This window comes from Oceanobacter mangrovi, from assembly GCF_019740315.1.
In the GTDB taxonomy this organism is placed as follows: domain Bacteria; phylum Pseudomonadota; class Gammaproteobacteria; order Pseudomonadales; family Oceanobacteraceae; genus Oceanobacter; species Oceanobacter mangrovi.
In genome coordinates this window covers 61530-83426 of the sequence record NZ_JAHXZR010000011.1, presented here as the reverse complement: position 1 = coordinate 83426, position 21897 = coordinate 61530, and the positions used below count along the sequence as shown (strand labels likewise).

At 55.5% G+C, this 21897-nt stretch carries 18 protein-coding genes; 11 read left to right on the top strand and 7 right to left on the bottom strand.

Annotation, left to right across the window (positions count from 1 at the left end; all coding sequences use genetic code 11):
• Window positions 1–64: 64 nt before the first annotated feature.
• Window positions 65–2911, top strand: coding sequence for an excinuclease ABC subunit UvrA (gene uvrA, locus K6123_RS19370; protein WP_221800795.1), 2847 nt, complete (start codon window positions 65–67; stop codon window positions 2909–2911).
• Window positions 2908–3507 carry a tRNA-uridine aminocarboxypropyltransferase gene (locus K6123_RS19365; protein WP_221800793.1) on the top strand — a complete coding sequence of 200 codons (600 nt, stop codon included), beginning with the start codon at window positions 2908–2910 and terminating at the stop codon, window positions 3505–3507. Before uvrA ends, K6123_RS19365 begins: the two co-directional genes overlap by 4 nt.
• A 67-nt stretch (window positions 3508–3574) precedes the next feature.
• Here the strand turns inward: K6123_RS19365 and K6123_RS19360 are convergent, their stop codons facing one another.
• Window positions 3575–4912, bottom strand: a complete 1338-nt coding sequence (locus K6123_RS19360; RefSeq protein WP_221800791.1) for an adenylate/guanylate cyclase domain-containing protein — start codon at window positions 4910–4912, stop codon at window positions 3575–3577.
• Between the two features lie 256 nt (window positions 4913–5168).
• Between K6123_RS19360 and K6123_RS19355 the strand changes: the two genes are divergently transcribed.
• On the top strand, window positions 5169–5339 hold the full coding sequence (locus K6123_RS19355) for a hypothetical protein (RefSeq protein ID WP_221800789.1): 171 nt from the start codon (window positions 5169–5171) through the stop codon (window positions 5337–5339).
• Window positions 5340–5374: 35 nt separating this feature from the next.
• Window positions 5375–6613 carry a phosphoserine phosphatase SerB gene (serB, locus tag K6123_RS19350; RefSeq protein WP_221800787.1) on the top strand — a complete coding sequence of 413 codons (1239 nt, stop codon included), beginning with the start codon at window positions 5375–5377 and terminating at the stop codon, window positions 6611–6613.
• 85 nt (window positions 6614–6698) lie between these two features.
• Here the strand turns inward: serB and K6123_RS19345 are convergent, their stop codons facing one another.
• Together K6123_RS19345 and epmB are read right to left on the bottom strand one after the other, a co-directional pair.
• Window positions 6699–8789 carry an EAL domain-containing protein gene (locus K6123_RS19345; RefSeq protein ID WP_221800785.1) on the bottom strand — a complete coding sequence of 697 codons (2091 nt, stop codon included), beginning with the start codon at window positions 8787–8789 and terminating at the stop codon, window positions 6699–6701.
• A 220-nt stretch (window positions 8790–9009) separates the two neighbouring features.
• The gene (gene epmB / locus K6123_RS19340) at window positions 9010–10050 is read right to left on the bottom strand and encodes an EF-P beta-lysylation protein EpmB (protein ID WP_343224020.1); all 1041 of its coding nucleotides are present in this window, start codon (window positions 10048–10050) and stop codon (window positions 9010–9012) included.
• A 35-nt stretch (window positions 10051–10085) separates the two neighbouring features.
• Between epmB and efp the strand changes: the two genes are divergently transcribed.
• The 5 genes from efp to K6123_RS19315 all read left to right on the top strand — a co-directional run bounded on the left by efp (window position 10086) and on the right by K6123_RS19315 (window position 14963).
• On the top strand, window positions 10086–10652 hold the full coding sequence (gene efp, locus K6123_RS19335; protein ID WP_221800783.1) for an elongation factor P: 567 nt from the start codon (window positions 10086–10088) through the stop codon (window positions 10650–10652).
• Window positions 10653–10736: 84 nt separating this feature from the next.
• Window positions 10737–11660 carry an EF-P lysine aminoacylase EpmA gene (gene epmA / locus K6123_RS19330; protein ID WP_221800781.1) on the top strand — a complete coding sequence of 308 codons (924 nt, stop codon included), beginning with the start codon at window positions 10737–10739 and terminating at the stop codon, window positions 11658–11660.
• 209 nt (window positions 11661–11869) lie between these two features.
• Window positions 11870–13099, top strand: a complete 1230-nt coding sequence (locus tag K6123_RS19325) for a DUF3500 domain-containing protein (protein ID WP_221800779.1) — start codon at window positions 11870–11872, stop codon at window positions 13097–13099.
• A gap of 17 nt (window positions 13100–13116) precedes the next feature.
• Window positions 13117–14430 (top strand): HupE/UreJ family protein, encoded by a 1314-nt coding sequence (locus tag K6123_RS19320; protein WP_221800777.1) that lies wholly within the window; start codon window positions 13117–13119, stop codon window positions 14428–14430.
• A 116-nt stretch (window positions 14431–14546) separates the two neighbouring features.
• Entirely contained in the window at window positions 14547–14963 is a 417-nt protein-coding gene (locus K6123_RS19315; RefSeq protein WP_221800775.1) for a hypothetical protein, read from the top strand.
• 121 nt (window positions 14964–15084) lie between these two features.
• Here the strand turns inward: K6123_RS19315 and asd are convergent, their stop codons facing one another.
• The 3 genes from asd to K6123_RS19300 all read right to left on the bottom strand — a co-directional run bounded on the left by asd (window position 15085) and on the right by K6123_RS19300 (window position 18920).
• A complete protein-coding gene (gene asd, locus K6123_RS19310; RefSeq protein WP_221800774.1) occupies window positions 15085–16059 on the bottom strand; it encodes an archaetidylserine decarboxylase in 975 nt (324 codons plus the stop codon).
• Window positions 16060–16142: 83 nt separating this feature from the next.
• A complete protein-coding gene (locus tag K6123_RS19305; protein WP_221800772.1) occupies window positions 16143–16970 on the bottom strand; it encodes a sulfurtransferase in 828 nt (275 codons plus the stop codon).
• 135 nt (window positions 16971–17105) lie between these two features.
• The gene (locus tag K6123_RS19300; RefSeq protein WP_221800770.1) at window positions 17106–18920 is read right to left on the bottom strand and encodes an HDOD domain-containing protein; all 1815 of its coding nucleotides are present in this window, start codon (window positions 18918–18920) and stop codon (window positions 17106–17108) included.
• 80 nt (window positions 18921–19000) lie between these two features.
• Here K6123_RS19300 and motA point away from each other — a divergent pair, with 80 nt between their 5' ends.
• Together motA and K6123_RS19290 are read left to right on the top strand one after the other, a co-directional pair.
• Window positions 19001–19852 (top strand): flagellar motor stator protein MotA, encoded by an 852-nt coding sequence (gene motA, locus K6123_RS19295; RefSeq protein ID WP_221800768.1) that lies wholly within the window; start codon window positions 19001–19003, stop codon window positions 19850–19852.
• On the top strand, window positions 19852–20847 hold the full coding sequence (locus K6123_RS19290) for a flagellar motor protein MotB (protein WP_221800767.1): 996 nt from the start codon (window positions 19852–19854) through the stop codon (window positions 20845–20847). Before motA ends, K6123_RS19290 begins: the two co-directional genes overlap by 1 nt.
• Window positions 20848–20864: 17 nt before the next feature.
• Here the strand turns inward: K6123_RS19290 and rsgA are convergent, their stop codons facing one another.
• Window positions 20865–21893: a small ribosomal subunit biogenesis GTPase RsgA gene (gene rsgA / locus K6123_RS19285; protein ID WP_221800765.1), complete on the bottom strand. Its 1029-nt coding sequence runs from the start codon at window positions 21891–21893 to the stop codon at window positions 20865–20867.
• Between the last annotated feature and the right edge of the window lie 4 nt (window positions 21894–21897).

The following is a 21897-nucleotide window of genomic DNA, read 5'->3' as shown; positions in this document are numbered from 1 at the left end:
CTGAATCCTGCTTCCATTACAATGGGGCTTTTGCCTTTCCAACACAGGTATAGAGCTGAGCTGCATGGACAAGATTCTGGTCAGAGGTGCCCGTACCCACAACCTCAAAAATGTGGACCTGGATATCCCCCGCGACAAACTGGTGGTCATTACCGGGCTGAGTGGTTCCGGTAAGTCGTCGCTGGCGTTTGATACTCTCTATGCCGAAGGCCAGCGGCGTTATGTCGAATCTTTGTCGACCTACGCCCGCCAGTTCCTCAGCGTGATGGAAAAGCCGGACGTCGACCTGATTGAAGGTCTGTCACCCGCCATTTCGATTGAGCAGAAATCGACTTCCCATAACCCGCGTTCCACCGTCGGTACGGTTACTGAAATCTACGATTACCTGCGGCTGTTGTTTGCTCGGGTCGGCACACCGCGCTGCCCGGATCATGACGTGGCGCTGGAGGCCCAGACCGTCAGCCAGATGGTCGACAGCATCATGGAGCTGCCGGAAGGCAGCAAATACATGATCCTGGCGCCAGTGGTGCGGGACCGTAAAGGTGAACATGCCCATATCTTCGACAGCCTGCGAGCGCAGGGTTATGTGCGGGTGCGGGTTGATGGTCGTATTTTCGACCTCGATGATTTGCCGGACCTCGACAAGCGCCGCAAACACACCATCGAAGTGGTGGTGGATCGTTTCAAGGTAAAAGAAGGTATTGAGCAGCGGTTGTCGGAATCGTTGGAAACCTGTCTGGAGCTGAGCGGCGGGCTGGCACTGGCGGCGTCGATGGATGACGACGGTGCTGAACCTATGCTGTTTTCATCACAGTTCTCTTGTCCACATTGTGGTTACAGCCTGTCAGAGCTGGAGCCGCGACTGTTCTCATTCAACAACCCGGCGGGTGCCTGTCCAAGCTGTGATGGACTGGGGGTGAAGCAGTATTTTGATCCGGATCTGGTGGTGGTGGATGCCAGCCTGTCGATCAGTGCCGGGGCGATTCGGGGCTGGGATCGTCGCAGTGTCTATTATTTCCAGATGCTCTGCGCGGTGGCCGACCACTACGGCTTTCCGCTGGATGTGCCGTTTGAGGAAATGACCGAGTTTGCTCGCAACAAGCTGCTGTTCGGTTCCGACGGCGAGGAAATCGGCTTTATCTACGTCAACTCCCGTGGCGATCAGATCGTCAAGAACCATGCCTTTGAAGGGGTGTTGCCGAATCTCGATCGCCGTTATCACGAAACGGAATCCCAGAGTGTACGCGATGAACTGGCCAAATATCTCAGCGTGCAACCTTGCCCGGTTTGTGAGGGTTCTCGTCTGCGTCGTGAGGCCCGTAACGTGTTTATCGGTGATAAGACCATTCATGCCTGTACCGGTATGGCGGTGGAGCAAGCGCATCAGTATTTCACCGAGCTGAAGCTGGCTGGCCACAAGGGCGAAATTGCCGAGAAAATCCTCAAGGAAATCCGTGAGCGGCTGAGCTTTCTGGTCAACGTCGGGCTTGAGTATCTGACCCTGAATCGCAGTTCTGACACCCTTTCGGGCGGTGAAGCCCAGCGTATCCGGCTGGCATCGCAGATTGGCGCTGGTCTGGTGGGGGTCATGTACATTCTTGATGAACCGTCGATTGGTCTGCATCAACGCGACAACGACCGTCTGCTGAAAACCCTGTTCCACCTGCGTGATCTGGGCAACACGGTGCTGGTGGTGGAACACGATGAAGATGCCATCCGTAGCGCTGATTATCTGATTGATATTGGCCCGGGTGCCGGTGTTCATGGTGGTCAGGTGATTGCCAAGGGCACGCCGGATGAAGTTGCCAATGATCCCAATTCAGTGACTGGCAAATACCTGTCGGGCGAACGGGCGATAGAAGTGCCACCGAGCCGTACGCCGTATGGCAAAGGCAAGGAGCTGAAACTCAAGGGCGCCAAAGGCAACAACCTCAACAATGTTGACCTGACCATTCCGCTGGGCCTGATGACTTGTATTACCGGGGTTTCCGGTTCCGGCAAGTCGACTCTGATCAACCGCACCCTGTATCCGCTGGCGGCCACCGCATTGAATGGCGCGACGACCCTGAAAGCGTCAGAACACAGCAGCATTACCGGCCTGGGTCAGCTCGATAAGGTCGTTGATATCGACCAGAGTCCGATTGGTCGTACTCCGCGTTCCAACCCGGCCACCTATACCGGCATCTTTACGCCGGTGCGTGAATTGTTTGCGGGTACCCAGGAAGCCCGCGCCCGTGGTTACAAGGCTGGTCGTTTCTCGTTTAACGTCAAGGGTGGCCGCTGTGAAGCCTGTCAGGGCGACGGCGTGATCAAGGTCGAGATGCACTTCCTCGCCGATATTTATGTGCCTTGTGATGTTTGCCACGGCAAGCGTTATAACCGCGAAACTCTCGACATCCGCTACAAGGGCAAGAACATTCACGAAGTGCTCGATATGACGGTAGAGGATGCCCGCGACTACTTTGACGCCATTCCGGCAGTCGCCCGCAAGCTGCAAACCCTGATGGATGTTGGTCTCAGCTATATCCGGCTGGGACAGGCAGCGACTACCCTGTCCGGTGGTGAGGCCCAGCGGGTGAAACTGGCGAAAGAACTGTCGAAGCGGGATACCGGTAAGACGCTTTATATTCTCGATGAACCAACCACCGGCCTACATTTCCACGATATCGAGCAGTTGCTGGAAGTACTGCATCGGCTGCGTGACCACGGCAACACTGTGGTGGTGATCGAGCACAACCTCGATGTGATCAAAACCGCCGACTGGATTGTCGATCTGGGCCCGGAAGGTGGCTCCAAGGGTGGTTATATCATTGCGGAAGGCACGCCAGAGGACATCGCTGCCGCTGAAGTGTCGCACACTGGTCGTTTCCTCAAGCCGCTACTGGAAATCGCCAAACAGCGCCAGGCATGAGTAAACGCCAGATCTGTAGCGGTTGTGATCGACCGGCCAGCGTTTGTCTGTGTTCGGCGATCAGTCGCGTGACCCCGGCGTTGCAGCTGATTATCTGGCAGGACAAGGACGAAGCCCGCCATCGCTTGTCTACCGCGCCGTTACTGCATAAAAGTATTGTTGGCAGTCGTTTGCTGGTGGCTGATCAGTTAGTGCCGGAGGAATTATTGGGGCCAGACTGGCGCGCGCAGACAATGCTGTTGTTTCCGCTGGAACATAAACCGGCGCTGACGAACGAACAGCTGTTAGATGATCAGGGCTTGCCACAACGGCAGCAGTTGCTGCTGCTGGATGGCACCTGGCGCAAGGTCAAACGGCTGCTGTTGTTGAATCCCTGGCTGAATGAACTGCCACATCTGGCGCTACAGCCTGAGCAGACCAGCCGTTATGCGCCAGTACGAAAGTCGCCGCGTGATGATGGTTTGTCGACGCTGGAAGCCGCCGTGATTGCTCTCAATCAGCTGCACCCGCAGCAGGATTTTACACCGGTGACCAGGGTGCTGGAGCGGCTGGTGTACTTGCAGTTGCAGCAACGTCAGCAGCAGAGTCAGCAATAGGCCGATTGGAAGAATCGTCACCCCCTGAGGCCAGGGTCCCGGCGTGCCGGGACTTGAGCCGATTCGCTCAGGCGTTTTCTTTCATACTGGTGATGTGCTTGATCTGGCGCTCGATCAGGGTTCGGCTGGTTTCCGGCAGTCCCTGGAGCCAGAAACTTGATTGCTCGTTGCCTTGCAGGTCTGACACTAACGGACCTTCTTCCCAGCTCAAGCCGTATTCCGGCGGCAATTCGGAAATCAGGATCTGACTCGCCAGCAAACGGCCTTCTTCACTGCTACCGGCCAGATGTGAGGCCCAATAAATGGTGTCGCCAATCAGGGAGTAGTGAGTGTCTTCATCCTGTTCGATAGGCGCCAGCAGTACCGGCCCCCAGTGGGCGGCGATACGGAAGCCAACGGAAGCCAGTGCCGGTTTGCGTTTCTGGCTTTGTTGCAGCAGGCCAAGGCACAGCTGGGCAGCATAGATGCAGTGCAGGGTATCGCGATCGCTGGATTCATTCAGTCCAAAAATCATTACCAGACCATTGCCCTGATAACGGTCGAGTTTGCCGTTATAGAGTTTGGCGGCCTGGTTCAGCAGGCGATAATACTCACCCAGGGTTTCGGCCAGCTCGACCGCGCTCAGACGCGCCTGCAGCACATCGAGATCGGTAATTTCAATATAAACCAGCGCGCAGCGGTGATAGGTAGAGGTCTTCACCGGTGGCTTGTCACCACTGCAGAGATATTTCCCTAATGCCCGTTCGATAGCCAGTCGCTGACGTTCCTGCTCCTGCAATTGGTTGCAGCTCTGGTCGAGTTCCTGCAGCTCTCGTATCGGCAGGCTCAGTTGTGGCAGGGTCAACAGGTTACGGTTATTCCATTCCCCCAGTGAGCCTGACAGCTTGCGCAGGTAAGCAGCAATGCGTTCGGCCATAAAATAGCTGATCAGGCCACCCAGCATGGCGCACAAACCGGTAGCCATCAGTGCCAGCGACAGATAACGGCCGCTTTGACGGGAGACGGGTTGCGGATTGATTTCAGCCTGCATCATGCCCATGGCGGTGTCATCGAGGGTGATTGAGCGATTGATCACCTGATCGGGATTCAGTAGTGGGCCGGTTTCGGCAATCACCTTGCGGTCGGTGTTCTGGATGCGGATGGCATTGAGGTCATCGCCGCGATTCCATTCCTTCAGTGCCAGGTTGATGCTGATGCGGTCCTGTTGCAGCAGGCTCGGAGCCAATAGCTGGGCGAGCCGGTCGAGCTGCTGGCTGGCGCGCTGCTGCTGGCTGGCCTGCAGCTGGCCGTGCAGCTGACTGTAGGTCAGGAAGGAAATAACCGAGCCCAGTATCAAAATCTGCAGGGCACCAAAGATCCCGCAAAACTGGCTCAGACCCCAGGGTTTGGCGTGGGTCTTGGACATGAAAAAGGCCATCGCTGATTGCTGTGTTGTTACCGTGTTATTGCCACGTCGTGACAGGGCATGAATTTAACCTGCCTGTATCAAGGATATACAGTGTATAGCCCTTTGTCTGGCAAAACCGGAAGATATCGTGATAGTCAGCGGTTGCTGAGGTGCTATTATATGCGCCGCCCGAAGGATGGCCATCAGAGTGCAATCACCCAAAGCTGGGCGGGTATTGGATGATTCCCACGAAAAGAAACCATGAGGATACGCCATGAGCGATACCAAGCAGTCCCTGCAAGAGAAACTGGAAAAGCTGGAAAAAGGCCTGTTTTTGATGAGTCTGGACCGCGTTCGCGCTCTGTCTGTCCATGAAACCGTGGATCTGATCGAAGAGCTGCGCACTGTTGTGGCGGCTGCCAAAACTGACCTGAACAAGCTGTAAAACCCATCACCGCCGCAAGGCAACAGGAAACTATTGTGACCGAACTGGTACTGATCCGGGTATCCGGTGCCGACAAACCCGGCCTTACCGCCAGCATCACTGCGATTCTGGCCCAGTATGATGTGACCATTCTGGATATTGGTCAGGCCGAGATTCACGACACCCTCTCCCTGGGCATTCTGGCCGCAATTCCTGCCAGCGCAGATTCTGCTCCGGTATTAAAAGATGTGTTGTTCAAAGCACACGAGCTGGGGCTTTCCATTCGATTCACTCCGGTAACCGCTGACAGCTATGAGCAATGGGTGGCAGGGCAGGGCAAGCCCCGTCATATCATCACCTTGCTGGCCCGCACTATTGAAGCGGAAGCGATTGCCAGGGTGACTGAAATTGTCGCCAGCAGTGGCCTCAATATTGATCAGATCAACCGCTTGTCTGGCCGGGTACCACTCGACCAGGAAGCATCTGATGACAGCAGTACCCGTGCCTGCGTTGAGCTGTCGGTTCGCGGTGACGCTGACCAGAGTGAGTTGCGTGCGCGCTTCCTCGATGTCGCCAACGAATTGGGCATCGACGTGGCCGTACAGATTGATGACGTCTATCGTCGTTCCCGCCGACTGGTGGCGTTCGATATGGACTCAACCCTGATTGAAGCCGAAGTGATTGATGAACTGGCCGCTGCCGCTGGCGTCGGCGAGCAGGTCGCAGCCATTACCGAACGGGCGATGCAGGGCGAGTTGGATTTCAAACAAAGCTTTGCCCAACGCATGGCCTTGTTGCAGGGCATGGATGCCAGCGTGTTGGAAAGCATCGCTGCCAAACTGCCAATCACCGAAGGTGCCGAACGACTGATCTATAACCTGCGTTCGCTGGGTTACAAGACAGCGATTCTGTCTGGTGGCTTCAACTACTTTGGCCGTTATTTGCAACAACGTTTGGGTATCGACTATGTCTTTGCCAACGAGCTGGAAATGGTTGATGGCAAGGTCACCGGACGGGTGATAGAGCCCGTGGTTGATGGCCAGCGCAAGGCGCAATTGCTGCGAGAACTGGCAGAAAAAGAGGGTATCCGGCTGGAGCAGACCATCGCTGTGGGTGATGGTGCCAACGATTTGCCAATGCTCAGCATTGCCGGTCTTGGAATTGCTTTCCGGGCCAAACCGCTGGTGCGTGAGAATGCCCGTCATTCGATTTCGACACTGGGACTGGACGGTATTCTGTATCTACTGGGCTATCGGGACCGCGATATTCTGGAGCCGCCTGTGCGCGAAGACTGACGCCTGTACAGGCGACAAGCTGCAAGCATAAAAAAGCCGGTGTTGATCACCGGCTTTTTGTTATCAGGGCTGAGTCAGGCTGTGGTCAGAAGCTGCCTTCTTCCTCGAAGTTGTAGTTCATGGCTTCCTGGGCTGACTGGACATAGTCTCCCTGGACAAAATGAACGCCCATCTGCCACAGGTTGGCCAGCGTCGAAGCGCTCTCTACCATAGGCACAATCGTCTGCTTTTCCTGCTCGTGCAGCGACTTCAGCAAGTCCTGCAGCTGCTTCTGGTTGTTGGCCAGTTCGCGGGTGTAGGAAACATCGACCTTGACGTATTGGGCTGGCACAAACTGCAGGTTCTTCATTGGTTCGAGTGAACAGCCAAAACGGCTCAGGCACATGCTGATTTGCAGCTCGGAAAGTGCCTGGGCAAATTTCTGTGCCTGTTTCAGCATTCGCGAGCAGTCGTCTTCGGTAATCTGGATGATCACTGCGCCTTTGGGCAGGCGGGCTGCACGCATGGCAACGCTGATCCAGTTGGGCAGGCTTTCATCAAGAATGGAGGGGCCGGACAGATTCAGGAACACCCGGGTGGTGTGACCCTTGTGCTGGTGTTCGCTGAGGCGCTTGACGGTGTTCAGGATCACCCAGCGATCAATCTTGCGCTTGAGGGTATCACTGATAGTGGGTTCGTTGATCACGCCGCCAGCGCTCATTGCATCACCATGATAAGGCAGTTTGAAACGCGCTTCGTAGTGCTCGATCTCTTCGCCACGCAAGCTGATCAGCGGCTGGAATGACAGTTTGAAGGAATTCAGTTTGAGCGCTTCGGTAACGGCATCTTCCAGTGACGCTGAGCTGCCTTTGCTGCTGGCTGCCTGATTGCCACTGAAGAGCGCAACGCCATTGCCATTCTTGTGATCTTCTTCTTCCCGTACCTTGTAGCAGGCCGAGTGGGCCTGTTGCAGCACATCGACCGGGTTGGAACTACTGTCGTTGACCAGTGCGACACCAATACTGACGGTAGTCGTAATGGTACGGTCACCCAGATCAAACAGCATGTTGGCGATGTGCGAGCGGATGCTTTCCGCGAATTCCAGCGTCTGGTCAACGCTCTTGCCATGCAGAGTGATGGCAAAAATATCTTCGCTGATGCGGGCCAGACAGCTGCCCTCTGGCTGATGTTTGCGCAGCGCCTGGGCCATTTCGACCAGCACCATTTCTGATTTGGCGATGCCAACGTTGGCGCGGATGCGACCAAAACCATCAATATTGATATAAAGAATCGCGCCACGACTTCCCCCCAGCACGGCATTGTCGACGGCAATTTCCAGCTGGGTCATGAAGTAGGGCTTGTTGTGCAGGCCGGTGAGAATATCCAGGTTGCTGATTTCACGCAGTTTGGCTTCTACAGCGGTGTTTTTCTCACTCGACTGGATCACGACCTGAGTGCAGCGCTCCTCGGCGTAGGTTGCCGGGCTCAGGGTCATGCGCATAGGGAACAGCTTGCCATCACTGGCAACACCGATGGTGTTCAGCTCGGCAGTCTGGTGGCTGGCAGCCAGATATTTTTTGAAAAACTGTTTGAAGTCGTTTTGGCCGGACGAATCAACCATATCCAGCAGCGGCATGCCTTCCAGCTCGTCAACGGACGCAAAACCGAACATTTGCAGATAGGCAGCGTTGGCAAACAGGTGCATGCCATCCTGGGCGTAGGCAACCGCATCACGTGAACTTTCAAGCAACGCCTGGGCGCGTTTCTCAGCATCGCGCAGACGTACTTCGAGTGAGCGTTTTTCGCGGCGGGTACGCAGGTGGGTGATTTCGCGTTGAATCGCCAGTACCAGCAGGTTGTTCTCACCGATCGGAACCATGGTGCAGGCACCGCGCTTGAGAGCGGTTTCCATAGCAATCAGGTCGACTTCACGATTGATCAGAATCAGTGGCAGGTCTTTGTTAAAGCGGTTGATCTGGTGTTGAAGGGTGCTGACTTCGAGGCCATTAGCCTGCTCTTCGGCAATCAGCAGGTCCCATGACTTGGCTTCCAGTTGTTCGGAAAAGTCTTCCAGCGAGGTAATAAAATGAACCCGTGTAGCGCTGCCGGAATTGCGCAACAAGCTAACGATTCCTTCAGCTTCGTTACGGGATTCCATCAATATCAACAGGTGCAGCGTGTCTTCTGGGCTCGACATTTCCGGGGGCTCTGTTCCGTCTCTGGTTCGGCTAAATTGCGACGCAAGTCTTGGATTCTATCCTCGTTGCCGATTGGGGTCTGCCGATGTGGCATCCCCAGGGCAAAGTTTGCAACTATCAAGTAAAAATCTGTGACCTCAGTCAAAAAACCTTAATATATTAAGACTGGATCCAAACTCGATAATATTAGGTTACGTTCTGAAATTCGCCTGAGATATGTCAGAAAGAGTCATTGCCTTGATTGGCCTCAAGTGGAATCAAGGTCTTACCTGTCATGCCTGACTCTTCTTGCGCCAGCCTTGGCAGCAGGTAGCCGGGTAAGCGGGCGTGCAGCTGTTGATAGAGCGCCTGAGCCTGTTGCAGAGGCATATCAAAATGTTGCGCGCCGGCGACTTTGTCGAGCAAATGCAGGTAGTAGGGCAAAATGCCAATCTGGAACAGCTTTTCGCTTAACCCGACCAGAATATCAGCCTGGTCGTTAATCCCTTTCAGTAACACGCTCTGATTCAGCAGGGTAATGCCGTGCTGCTTCAGCAAGGTGACACCGCCTTGCAGTTCCGCACTGATTTCCTGTGGGTGGTTGATGTGCAGCACCAGTACGCAGTCCAGGCGGCTACTGGCCAGCATGGCGGTTAGTGATTCGGTAATACGAGCCGGGATGACCACGGGTAAGCGGCTGTGAATGCGTAGTCGTTTGACGTGGGGGATCGCTTCAATCGCGCTCACCAGCTCGGCCAGATGGACGTCTTTCAGCATCAGTGGGTCACCACCACTGAGAATAACTTCGCTGATCTCCGGGTTATTCCGCACATAGTCGAGCGACTGTTGCCATTGCTGGCGACTGAGGCGGTTATCGGCGTAATCAAAATGACGGCGAAAGCAATAACGGCAGTTCACGGCACACCCGGTGGCGGCAATCAGTAACAGCCGTCCCTGATATTTATGAATGATACCGGGCTGCACATTGGTGGCGATTTCCCCCAGTGGATCACTGACATAACCTGGCTGGCTGAGCGTTTCAGCAGCCTGGGGTAATACCTGCAATAACAGTGGATCCAGAGGGTCTGCTGGCTTCATCAGTTCCAGCCAGGGACGTGGAACCAGCACCGGGAAATCATTTTCGGCAGCCTGGCTGGCCAGCTCCGGATGGTTGGATAATTGCAGTTGTTGCAACAATTGCTGACCTGAACGGATGGAATTGGCCAGAATCTCGTGCCAGTTCGACTGCGTTTTGGCGGCGGATCGCGCTATGATACGCACTTTAATTTTTTTCCTAATATCTTTGGGATAGCGAAATGGCTAACTATTCTACCAACGAATTCAAATCTGGTCTTAAGGTAATGATGGATGGCGAGCCTTGCTCCATCATGGATAACGAATATGTAAAGCCGGGCAAGGGCCAGGCTTTTAACCGCGTCAAACTGCGTAACCTGCGTACTGGTCGGGTGGTTGAGAAAACCTTCAAATCCGGCGATTCCCTGGAAGGCGCGGACGTGGTTGAAGTGGATATGGAATATCTCTACACCGACGGTGAGTTCTGGCACTTCATGGCGACTGACGGTTCTTTCGAGCAACACGGTGCTTCTGCAGACGCGTTGGGCGACACCATCAAGTGGCTGAAAGAGCAGGATGTTTACGTCGTGACTCTGTTCAACGGCGCAGTCCTGACGGTCACACCGCCAAACTTTGTTGAACTGGAAGTGGCCGAAACGGATCCGGGCGTGAAAGGCGATACTGCCCAGGGCGGCAGCAAGCCAGCGACCCTGTCTACCGGTGCTGTGGTCAAAGTACCGCTGTTCATCAACATTGGTGAAAAGCTGCGTATCGATACCCGTTCCGGCGAATACGTCAGTCGCGCCTGATTCGGCTGCGTATCCGTCCAGAAGGGAGTCAGCGGACTCCCTTTTTTGTGTCTGCCTTGTATGTTGTTCCCCGGGGTTATTTTTATGTCCGCCAGCTGGAATCCCACCGCCAGTATTGAAAATCTGCGCGCCCGCGCCGACTGTTACCGCACGATTCGGGAATTTTTTCACCAGCGTCAGGTGCTGGAGGTTGAAACCCCGGTGTTGTCAGTGGCCGCGGTGGTTGATCCGAATATCGAACCGATGCAAACCACCGAACAACGTTACCTGCATACCTCCCCGGAGTACGCCATGAAACGGCTGCTGTGTGCAGGCAGTGGCGACATTTACCAGATCTGCAAGGTATTCCGCGCCGGTGAAGCGGGCAGCCGTCATAACCCGGAATTCACCATGCTGGAGTGGTATCGGCTTGGTTGGGATCATTTTCGGCTGATCAACGAAGTCGCGGAACTGGTGCGTTTGCTGTTGGATCAGCCGCAGGCAGCAATGGAAATTCATCGTTATCGCGATGCCGTCAGCCGTTTTGCCGGGTTGGATCCGTTCACCGCCACGGATGACGAAATTGCTGCGCTGGGTATACAGCTGGCTGGCCAGGATTTGCAGCTGGGTCGCGATGGCTGGCTGGATGTGATCGTCAGTCATCAGGTTGAACCGGCCTTGCCTGCCAACACCCTGGTGTTTATTCACGACTTTCCGGCCTCGCAGGCGGCGCTGGCGAAAACCCGTGTAACGGCAGAAGGCATTGCCGTGGCGGAGCGTTTTGAACTGTTCTGGAACGGCAGTGAAATGGCCAATGGTTATCACGAACTGACCGATGTGGTTGAACAGCGGCATCGGTTCGAGCAGCAGGCCGATGGGCGGCCACTGGACGAACAATTATTGGCTGCCTTACGTCATGGATTACCGGCTTGCGCCGGTGTTGCCATGGGCCTTGATCGTATTCTGATGCATCGGCTACAGACCCCGAAAATTCGCGATGTGTTGGCATTTGACTGGTTCCGGGCCTGATTTTTCTCATCTCTAACCCGTACTAAACGGTGTTTGGCCGGGCTGGTTGACAGTCCCGGCAAAATCTTGCCAATCCACACTCAGCTTTGCTTTGGTGCCTGTTTGCCTGCATTTTGACTATGGTTTGATGACAGCCACTGAAATGGCTCGACAGAAGCCGTGATTAATACACTTTCAAAACCTGAACACATTCATGCGGGGAAAGGTAGATGAACAGTATTCTTCGATTGGCACGACCACTATGGCTGCTGGCAATGCTGGCCAGCCTGATTGGACTGACGGCGTGTGGATCTTCATCCGACTCAGGCTCATCCAGCAGCTCGGATACATCTTCGGACAGCTCATCAGACGACAGTTCTTCGGATGACAGCTCGGACGATAGCTCAGCTGACGACAGTGATGACAGCTCGTCGGACGACAGTTCCAGCACCGACTGCAGCAGTGACGACTATCCGACTGAACTGGCCTGTGCCGCCAACGCTTTCCTCGCGACCCTCGACAGCAGTGAACTGGCGTCGGTGTCGTACGACTGGTCCGATTCGGAAAGTAAAACTGTGTGGTCGAATTTACCCACTGGTTCGGTGCAGCGAAATGGTCTGGCGTTGGGCGATATGAGCACAAGCCAGCAAGAAGCCGCTTATTATCTGGCGAGTGTAGCTCTTAGTGACGCTGGTTATCTGGATTTTCAGGGGGTGCTGGCGGCCGATGATTATCTCGGCGAACAGAGCAGTGGCGGCGGCGGTGGCGGTGCTGCATACAGTTCTGACCTGTACTACTTCGCCATTTTTGGTACACCATCCGCTGACGATGTCTGGATGCTCCAAATCGGCGGCCACCATATGGCTTACAACATCACCATGTTGAATGGTACTGGTTACCCGGTTCCTAACCATATCGCTGCCGAACCCAAGGACAGCTTTGTTTTGAACTCGGAAACCTGGGCGCCGGTAGAAGATGAAGGCAACGCCATGGTGGACATCTTCGATTCATTGTCGGCGGATGACCTCAGTACTGCCTATCTAAGTGGCCAGAGTTTTTCTGATGTGCTGATGGGGCCGGATAATGGCAGTGGTGTGCTGCCGGATGATTATCCCAGTGGCAGCGATCGCACTGGCTTGCTGGTCTCCTATATGAGTGACACTCAACAGGCGTTAGTGATTGCGGCGATAGAAGAATGGGTGCGGGATTTCCCGGATGAGGTCGCCGACGAGTTGATGGATGACTACACCTCGGATGATGCCTTCGCAGACACTTATGTCGCCTGGGCCGGCACTGAAAGCGCCGGGGTTGATGTCGATGTCAGCGGCACTTATATGCGTATCGACGGTCCGCGCTTGTGGATTGAAGTGGCAGTTCAGAATGGAGTGGTGATCAGCAACAAAACCCACTACCACACCATGTATCGCGACAAGACCATGGACTACGGTAACAGCCTGTGATCTGCCGTCTGGGTCTGATGAACAGACAGGCAGTCTGGCAGCAGTTCAAGAACCTGGTGGTTGTCTGTCTGCTCTGCTGGTCCAGTCTGGTTTGTAGCCATCCGGCCCAGCCTTCGTCGCTACAGCTGGCGCTGGAAGATGATGGCTTGTATGCCGAACTGCATCTGGCGATTGATCAGTTGCAGATGGCTGACGCCTCCATGCCAGCACAGTTTGATACGCTCAACGCTCAGCAGCTGGCTTACCTGCAAGACTACTTGCGCCAGCATTTGCAGCTGCTGCTTCCTCAGGCCGGGCAGCCAAAACCACAGCCTGGCCGCCAACTTGATTGGCAGTGGCTGGGTTGGTCGGTGAATCATCAGGATCAGCAGCAGACCGGCACTGCCATGTTGGTAGTTCGGGTCTGCTGGCCCGCGTCCAGCTGGCAGGCCGATCAGGCGTTAGCGCTGGTATTGCAACTGGATGCCATCGTCCACCGGGTAGTGAATCATCGTACTCTGGTGACGGTGAAAAACACCGGTTTCAGCCAATGGTTACGACGCAAGCATGTGCAGTTGCCTTTGCTTGATGTGCAGCAGGCTGTTCAGCGTGAGCCCGGCATGCTGGAGTACCTTGGCTACGGCTTCGAGCATATTGCTGCCGGTGCCGATCACTTGCTGTTTATGCTGGCGCTGCTGTTGCCTGCCCCTTTGTTTTCGGCCAAGCGTCGGTCCGGGAATCGCGCCTGGCCTGTCTATCAGCGATTGTTGTTGCTGGTGAGTGCCTTTACCGTCGGTCATATGATCAGCCTGCTGGCCGCAGCGATGGGCTGGCAGCCATTTTCTGCGTCGCTGGTTGAAATGGCGGTGGCGCTGTCAGTTGCCTTGTCAGCCTTATTGGCGTTGCTGCCAACCTCCGGGCAACGCTGGATGTTGCTGCTGACACTGGTGTTCGGACTGATTCATGGCAGTGCCTTCGCGGAAATCCTCGGCAATTTGCATGTGACTGGCTGGTCGCTGCTACTCGATTTGCTGGCGTTTAATCTGGGGGTGGAATTGATGCAGCTGCTGTTGGTGGTGATGTGGGTGCCGCTGTTGCTGGCCTTGTATCAATTGCGACCAAACGGATATCAGGCATTACGGCAAATTATGGCGGTTACCATCGCTCTGCTGGCACTTGGCTGGCTTATCCAGCGGACGGGCTGGCTGGGGCAGCAAGACTGGTTGCAGCAACTCAGTGAGTGGCTGCCGCAAGCGGTAGCCTTGAGTTGGGGCTTGCTGCTAATGAGCCTGCTGTGGTTGTGGATACAACTGAAGTGGCGACCAGCGCCACGCCAGCCACTGGAGTATTGAGTTCACTCTGACATTCGTTGGCAAAGCCTTGCACTTGTTCGCTGCAGGCGACGACTACTCTACGTGCTGCTGTGCTCAAATATTGGTAACCCTAATTGGTTTATCAGGTGGTTGCCATGAACAGATATTCGATACGCGGGCTGATGGCTGGGCTGGTGCTATTGGCAGCCACTTCAGCTCAGACGGCGACAGCCGAGCAGGCAGAAACGCCACTGTTGTCATGCGACACATTGATTTCACGAGTTGGTCTTAGCGGCGGCCTGAATGTACGGGTGCCGGTTGAAGTCCTGACTGATCGTAGCCGTTTTACCGCGGTGAATCTGGAAAAGGCCAATGCTGATGACCTTGGTGCCATGATGAGCAATCTCAGCGATGTGCTGTGGGACGATCAAAGTCAGGGGCAGGTACAGTGGGCCTTTAGTGATATCCATCTGGATACCGGCAGTGAATGGTTGACCTTGCGACTACGGCCACAAGCTAATCAGCTGAGCTGGCCGGAAGGGTGTTTGTCACAGCAGGTCAGTGCCAACTGATTCGTCAGTCCGCCAGACCTTGAAGAAAACCTTGGCCTGGAAGAGATCCGGGATCCATACGAGGCGAATGACTGCACCGCCGTACGGATCTGGAATATAGCCGTTTTTGATCAGTAGCCGTTTATTCGGCTGCCTCTCCTGAATCAGCGGATTCATCGCTATCCGCTTCATCTTTTTCATCGGCTTCTGCCGGTTCATGCTGGCCAACCTTGTCTGGCACCGCTGTCTCTGCTGGTTTCATCGCATTAATGCTGCCCAGTCGGCTACCCATGGTCAGGCTGCTACCGGCTGCCAGCTCGCTGGACCAATCGATCATGCCATCCGGGAAACACAGCACCACCGTTGAACCCAGACAGAAACGGCCCATTTCGGCACCACGATCCAGTTCTACCGGTTGCGGATCACGGTAATCAACCACCTTGATCTTGCGTTCGGCAGGCGTGATTCGGCCAGCCCAAACCGTTTCAATGGCTGCCACAATCATGGCACCCACCAGCACCATTGCCATTGGGCCGTGCTCGGTTTCAAAAATACAGACCAGTCGTTCGTTACGGGCAAACAGACCTGGAACCCGTTCAGCGGTGACCTGGTTCACTGAGAACAGCGAGCCTGGCACGTAGATCATTTCTTTCAGTTTACCGGCCATTGGCATATGCACGCGGTGATAATCCCGCGGTGACAGATACAGGGTAGCGAACTTGCCGCCGACAAATGGCTCGGAACGCTGACGGTCGCCGCCCAGCAGTTCGTTGAGGGAAAACTCCTGACCCTTGGCCTGGAAAATCCGGCCGCGCTGGATATCTCCCAACTGGGAGACCGCGCCATCAACCGGTGACAGCAGGCTGTCGATGCCGTTGTCGAGTGGACGGGCGTCTGGCAGCAGTTCGCGGGTGAAAAAGTCGTTAAAGCTTTTGAAGTCCTGCGGATGCTGGTGCACGGCTTCGTCCAGCGTGACGCCAAAGTGATCCATAAAGCGCTGGATCAGCTGGTTCTTGATCCAGCGGTTTTCACTGGCGGCGAGCTTGCCAACCAGCCGCGACAGCAGCTGGTGGGGCAGGATGTATTGGCTGGCAATAAAAAAGTCGTCTTTCAGCAAAATCGTCGTCTCATATGCGGGTGCTGCAATGCAGCACCGGGTGTGACTGCAGGCTGGCTGGCAGCCTGCGCGTATTCAGTCGCTCAGAATGGCTGGTCGCCGGTGACTACCGGAGTCTGTGGGTCATTACCCCAGTCGGCCCAGCTACCTGGATAAGCCTTGATGTTGAGGCCCAGAATCTTGCCGACCAGATAGGTGTAGCCGGAGCGGTGGTGAGTCTGGCAATGGGTGGCGATTTCCTTGTCGGCGGTGACGCCCATGTCGTTCAGCAGACAGCGGAATTCATCCAGATTCTTGATCCGCAAGCCATTGGCTGCGTCCATACCGAGCGTCCACTCGTAGTTAACGGCACCGGGAATATGGCCACCACGTTCGGAAACCACCTTGTCACCTGTGTATTCAGCCGCTGAACGGGCGTCCCAGACAAGAAAACCGGGCTGGCCAAGCCGTTGCAGAATCTCTTCCTTGCTGAGTGAAAAACCAGCCTGCAGTTCGGTCACCTGATAGTCGGAAGGTTCCACGCTGACGGCACCAGCTTCGGTCGGCAGACCTGCCTGAACCCAGGCCAGAATGCCACCGTTGAGGTAGCTGTAGTTCGAATGCCCAATCATATCGAGAGCCCAGATCAGTCGACCGGCCCAGCCGCCGCCTTCGTCATCATAGGCAATTACGTGGGTATCCGGCGTCAGCCCCAGCTCGCTGAACACGTCGCTCAGTTGCTGCAGCGATGGCAATGCGCCGGGCGTTGGTTTGACACCCAGTTGCAGGCGTTTGAAATCGAGCCAGACGGCGCCAGGAACATGCTGTTGGAGAAAACCTTCGTACTTGCTCTGGTCAATGATGAGGACGTTGTCGAGGGGCAGCAGCTGGGCGAGTGCTTCAGGTTCCAACAACAGTGGCAGGCTGGTCATGCGGTTACTCCGGTGGTCTCGATACACAAGCTGTCAGTGTATCCAAGCCGCAGCTGGCTGTCAGTTGATTACGTTGGTTGCGGACCGTCAGTGGGAGCGTTTCATATCGTTATCCCGGACGCCAGACACTCAGCTTCAAGATCTGCTGGTGGCTTGCTGCCTGAGCGACTGCTCGCGCAAATAAGCCAGTCCGGTGGAAGCGCTGTGGCACAGCTGTTTGAACTGCTGATATTGGGACTGGCCGGGGAGTTCCCGCATTCCCTGCAGCGTACCTGCCATCACCAGACCAATCGGTTTGGCCCCGGCGCTGACTGACATCAGCATAAAAAACTCCGGCAGCTGCTGGCGGATATTCATCGGCAGACTACCAAGTAAGCTGTTGCGATTGTCCTTGTGAACCACCACAGCGGCGTTGCGCTGCATGATTTTGGTGAAAAGGTTGGTTTGCTGCAAATCCAGCTGGATGGCTCTTAATGGATGATCGGCAGGCAAGCCGGATTGGTAAATCAGCCGCATGCTGTCGCGGCTGCGGTTGGGTAGCCAGACCGCTGCGAATGGCAGGCCGATATCGTGGTTGATGCTGTCCAGCAAACTGGTCATCAGATGATTCCAATCACCAAAACTGGCCGGGTTCTGTTCCATCCGTTGCTGTAATGAGCTGACGCTGTCCTGTGATGCCGGTTCTGGGGCTCCTGCTGGTTGTGAGGGAGGAGCGACTATTTCAGGGTCTTGGGGAATCAGTGATTTGGGTGGCCTGATCGTCGGTTCGGTTGTTTGTGTGGCTGTCCGGGCTGCTGCCTGCTCTTGCTGCGCTCTTTCTCGTTCGAGAGCTGCCAGCAGACCACCGCGTTTGGGTTTGTTATCCGTAGATGTTGTTGCAGGGTTTGTAGTTGAGCCGTCAGCAACCGGGCTTGCCGCCAGCGGACTAACTGCCGCTGTACCATTGACTTCGATCCAGCGATAACTGGCCGGGTGTTGCTCGTCACAGACGCCACCATTCAGATAACTGTGAATACCTGAGGCAAAGGCATCGTGATGGCGTGTGGCACTGTGGAACTGTACCTCCCGTACCAGCGGCACAATATTGGCCAGCGGTTTGCCGAGCCAATGTGCGGTTATTTGTAACCAGCGGCGAGTTCGGCGGCTGTTGCTGTTGATGTGTAAATGCCACGCCAGTGACAGAGCCAGCACCACCGTCATTTCCGGCTTCTGACACAAATGTAATAGCGGCCGGCCTGCTTTGGGCGGCAGGTCCCAGGGGTCATGACGACGCAGTAAGCGCCATTGGCCAAGCGTGGGCAGATGGCCTGGATTCCAGATATCCCGTGCCAGTGGTGGCAGGTGAGCGTGGCCATTCCATTGTTGCCATAGTTTCAGGTCGTCACCCCAGATCGCCCGGCGGGCCTGCTCCGGTTCGAGGCCCTGGCCAAGATAATAGAGCCAGTTTTGCGCCTGTGGCTGTTGCAACAGCCAGGGCCACAGCGCGGCGCCAGCCAATAGTGTGGCCCAGCGGGCATAATGGGCGCTGTTGCTGCCTTTTTGCTGGCTCAGCGTTGCCGCCAGAGTGCCGGCCATACTGGTGGTGATTAGCGCCGAACGATAGGCCTGTTGTTGTGGATCGGAGCTGTCGGGTTTCACCACGGGCAACTGCTTTACCAGCTTCACCAGTTCCTGCATGCCGAGTAACGAGAGGCAATTGGCGGCGCCATTGATCTGCTGCAGGCTGTCTGGATTCTGTGCCACGGTCAGCTGTTGCAGCGCCAGGCAAAGCGCTGGGTCGTGTTCAATCACCAGCGCCAGTTCCTTGAAGGTGATCTGACGATCACGCAGCAGCGCATGCAGCCGGGTACGGGTTTCCTCCAGAATGGGCAAGCTGTCGCCCTTGAGAAATGGTTCCCAGTTTTTCTTGCTGAACGGTTTATTGCTGTAAATACGAGTGCCTGGTTTCATCTTCGTGTTTGAGTAACCGAGAGTCGTGTCCTTAACTATAGACAGGATTCTTGTGTTAACCGTGGAGGGTACCTGGCGGTATGTTATTTCTGCTTGGGGTTGTCATCGTTTTTGGCAGCGTTGGATATGGCTTTGTTATGTCCCATGGCCAGCTGCTGGCCTTGTGGCAGCCATTCGAAGTGCTGATCATTATTGGCGCCGCGTTGGGGTCATTTCTGATTTCCAATCCCTGGGAGGTGGTCAAGCGCAGCCTGCGACAAATGCCGGAAGTACTGATTGGTGCCCGTCATCACAAACAGCGGGAAGTAGAATTGCTGGCGCTGATTTACGACATTCTTGGCAAGGCGCGGCGTGAAGGTGTGATGGCGATTGAAGCCGAAATCGACGATCCGCAGGCCAGTGCGCTGTTTGCCCGCTATCCGAGTGTGCAAAACAATGACCAACTGGCCAATTTTATTTCCGATTATTTCCGCATCATTGTGGTGGGCAACCTCAGTCCGTTCGAGCTGGAAGGTCTGATGGATCAGGAAATAGAAACCCGTCTGAGCGAGCTGGAGCAACCGTCGATGGCGGTTGGCAAGGTCGCCGATGCCTTGCCGGGTTTTGGTATCGTCGCGGCCGTACTGGGGATTGTGATCACCATGGGCGCGATTGGCGGGGAAATTGCCGAGATTGGTGGCCATGTGGCGGCAGCATTGGTGGGGACCTTTGCCGGGGTGTTGTTATCGTACGGTCTGGTGGGGCCGATAGCCGCCAAAATGAAGCATATGGCAGAAGATGAAATCAAACTCTACGATGCCGCCAAAGCCTCGATCATTGCTTCCATGCACGGCCTGCAACCGCAACTGGCGGTTGAGTTTGGACGCAAGACCCTTTATAGCCACAGCCGGCCGACCTTCAGTGAGCTTGAAAGTCACTTGCGAGGCCGCTGATGGAGAATCTTGGTCAACAACCGCCGATTATTATCCGCCGTGGTGGCCGTCATCGCCACGAAGACCACGGTGGTGCCTGGAAAGTGGCGATGGCCGACTTTGCGCTGGCGATGATGGCGCTGTTTCTGGTGTTGTGGATTATCAGTAACTCCACCGAAGACCAGCGCAAGGCTATTTCCGGTTATTTCCATGATCCCAAGGCCTTTGCTGAGGGCAAGCTGGCGCCGTCTGCCAGTGCCATTGATCTGGGCGGTTCGCCGTCGCCGCTGGCCAATATTGGTCAGGATGGTGCGTCTGATCCTATCGTGAACCTGCAACCACAGCCGAGCAGCAGTGATGGCCAGCAGCAGGACCAGCTCGAAAACCTCGAAGAACAGTTCAAGGAAATGGTGCTCGACAGCCCGACTCTCAGTCCCTTCAAGGATCAGATCAAACTCGACATCACAACCGATGGCTTAAGGCTGCAGATCGTCGATAAACAGGATCGGCCGATGTTTGATCTTGGCAGCAGCCGCCTGAATTATTACGTCGAGGATATTCTCTGGGAGCTGGCGCCGGTACTGGCTAACTCCGGCCTGAAAATGTCAGTCACCGGCCATACCGACGCCAACAGCAACAGTGGCACTGGCCGGGCGGAAGACAATCGTAACTGGATATTGTCTGCCATGCGGGCGGATTCGGCACGGCGGGCGCTGGTGGAAGCCGGGGTAGCCGATGGCCAGATTTCCCAGGTGATCGGTATGGGCGACTCGGCCCCTTATGACCGCCAGGATCCGACCGCAGCGGTTAACCGCAGAATCGGCCTGCTGCTGTTATCGCCACGACGGGAACGGGAACTGGAGCAACAAACCGGACCGGTTGATCCGGCCGCCAAGGTCGATCAGAAAGGCATGGGCGCAACCGCATCGCCTGCGAGTTCGAGTATCCAGAGCGTGCAGAAAAATCGTAACCGGGCGGATAACCAGTACGATAATCCGCCCAATTTGCTGGAATAGCGAACGCCTGAAATTATTTAGAGCTCGGACAGGGTTTCCAGAATCCGCTTGTAGCTGATAAAGCGTTCGGCAGTGATTTCCTCATTGTCGACCGCTTCAATCAGTGCGCAACCGGGCTCACTTTCATGGCGACAGTCGCGGAAGCGGCAATGACCGGCCAGATCCCGCAATTCGCGGAAGCCATACAAGACTTCTTCTTCGCTCATATGCCAGAGGCCAAACTCGCGGATTCCCGGCGAGTCGATCAGGTCGCCACCGGCCGGGAAATGATACAGGCGGGCGGTGGTGGTGGTGTGTTTGCCCTTACGGGTATTTTCCGACAGCGCACCGACTTTCATCTCGACATCCGGCAGCAGGGTGCCAATCAAGGATGACTTGCCAACACCGGATTGGCCAACAAAGACGCTGACGCGGTCATTGAGAAATTCCTTCAGGTCGCCGAGGCTGTCCGGGTCTTTGGCGCTGACCTGCAGAATCTGATAGCCCAGATCGTGATAACGCTCCAACAGTGGATACAAATGGAAGCGGCTCAGGTCGTCCAGCAGGTCGACCTTGTTGAGCAGGATAATCGGCTCGATCTGACAGTTTTCTGCGGCGACCAGATAGCGGTCGATGAGGTTGGCGTGGGCATAAGGTTCTGGCGCTACCACCAACACAATAAAGTCGATATTGGCCGCTACCGGTTTGATTTCGTTATAGGGGTTGGGCCGTGACAGTTCGGATTCCCGTTCCAGCCGGGTTTCCACCACGCCTTGACGAACGCCCTGGTCGTTTTCAGCAGCGGGACGGAACACGACGAAGTCACCGGTGACCAGTGAACCCAGGTTGGCGCGCATAAAGCATCGATAGCTGTTGCGCTCGGCATCTTCAATTTCCACCTGACTGCCGAAATGGGCGATCACCTGACCGTGCATTTCGTCGCCCAGTTCACCAGCATTCAGTTGTTCAGAAATGGAAACTTCTTTCTGGTCGGCACGCTTGGCCTTTTCCTGCTGGATCTTGGCGATGCGCCAGGATTGTTTTTTGGTGAGCTTGCGTTTGGCCATTGGA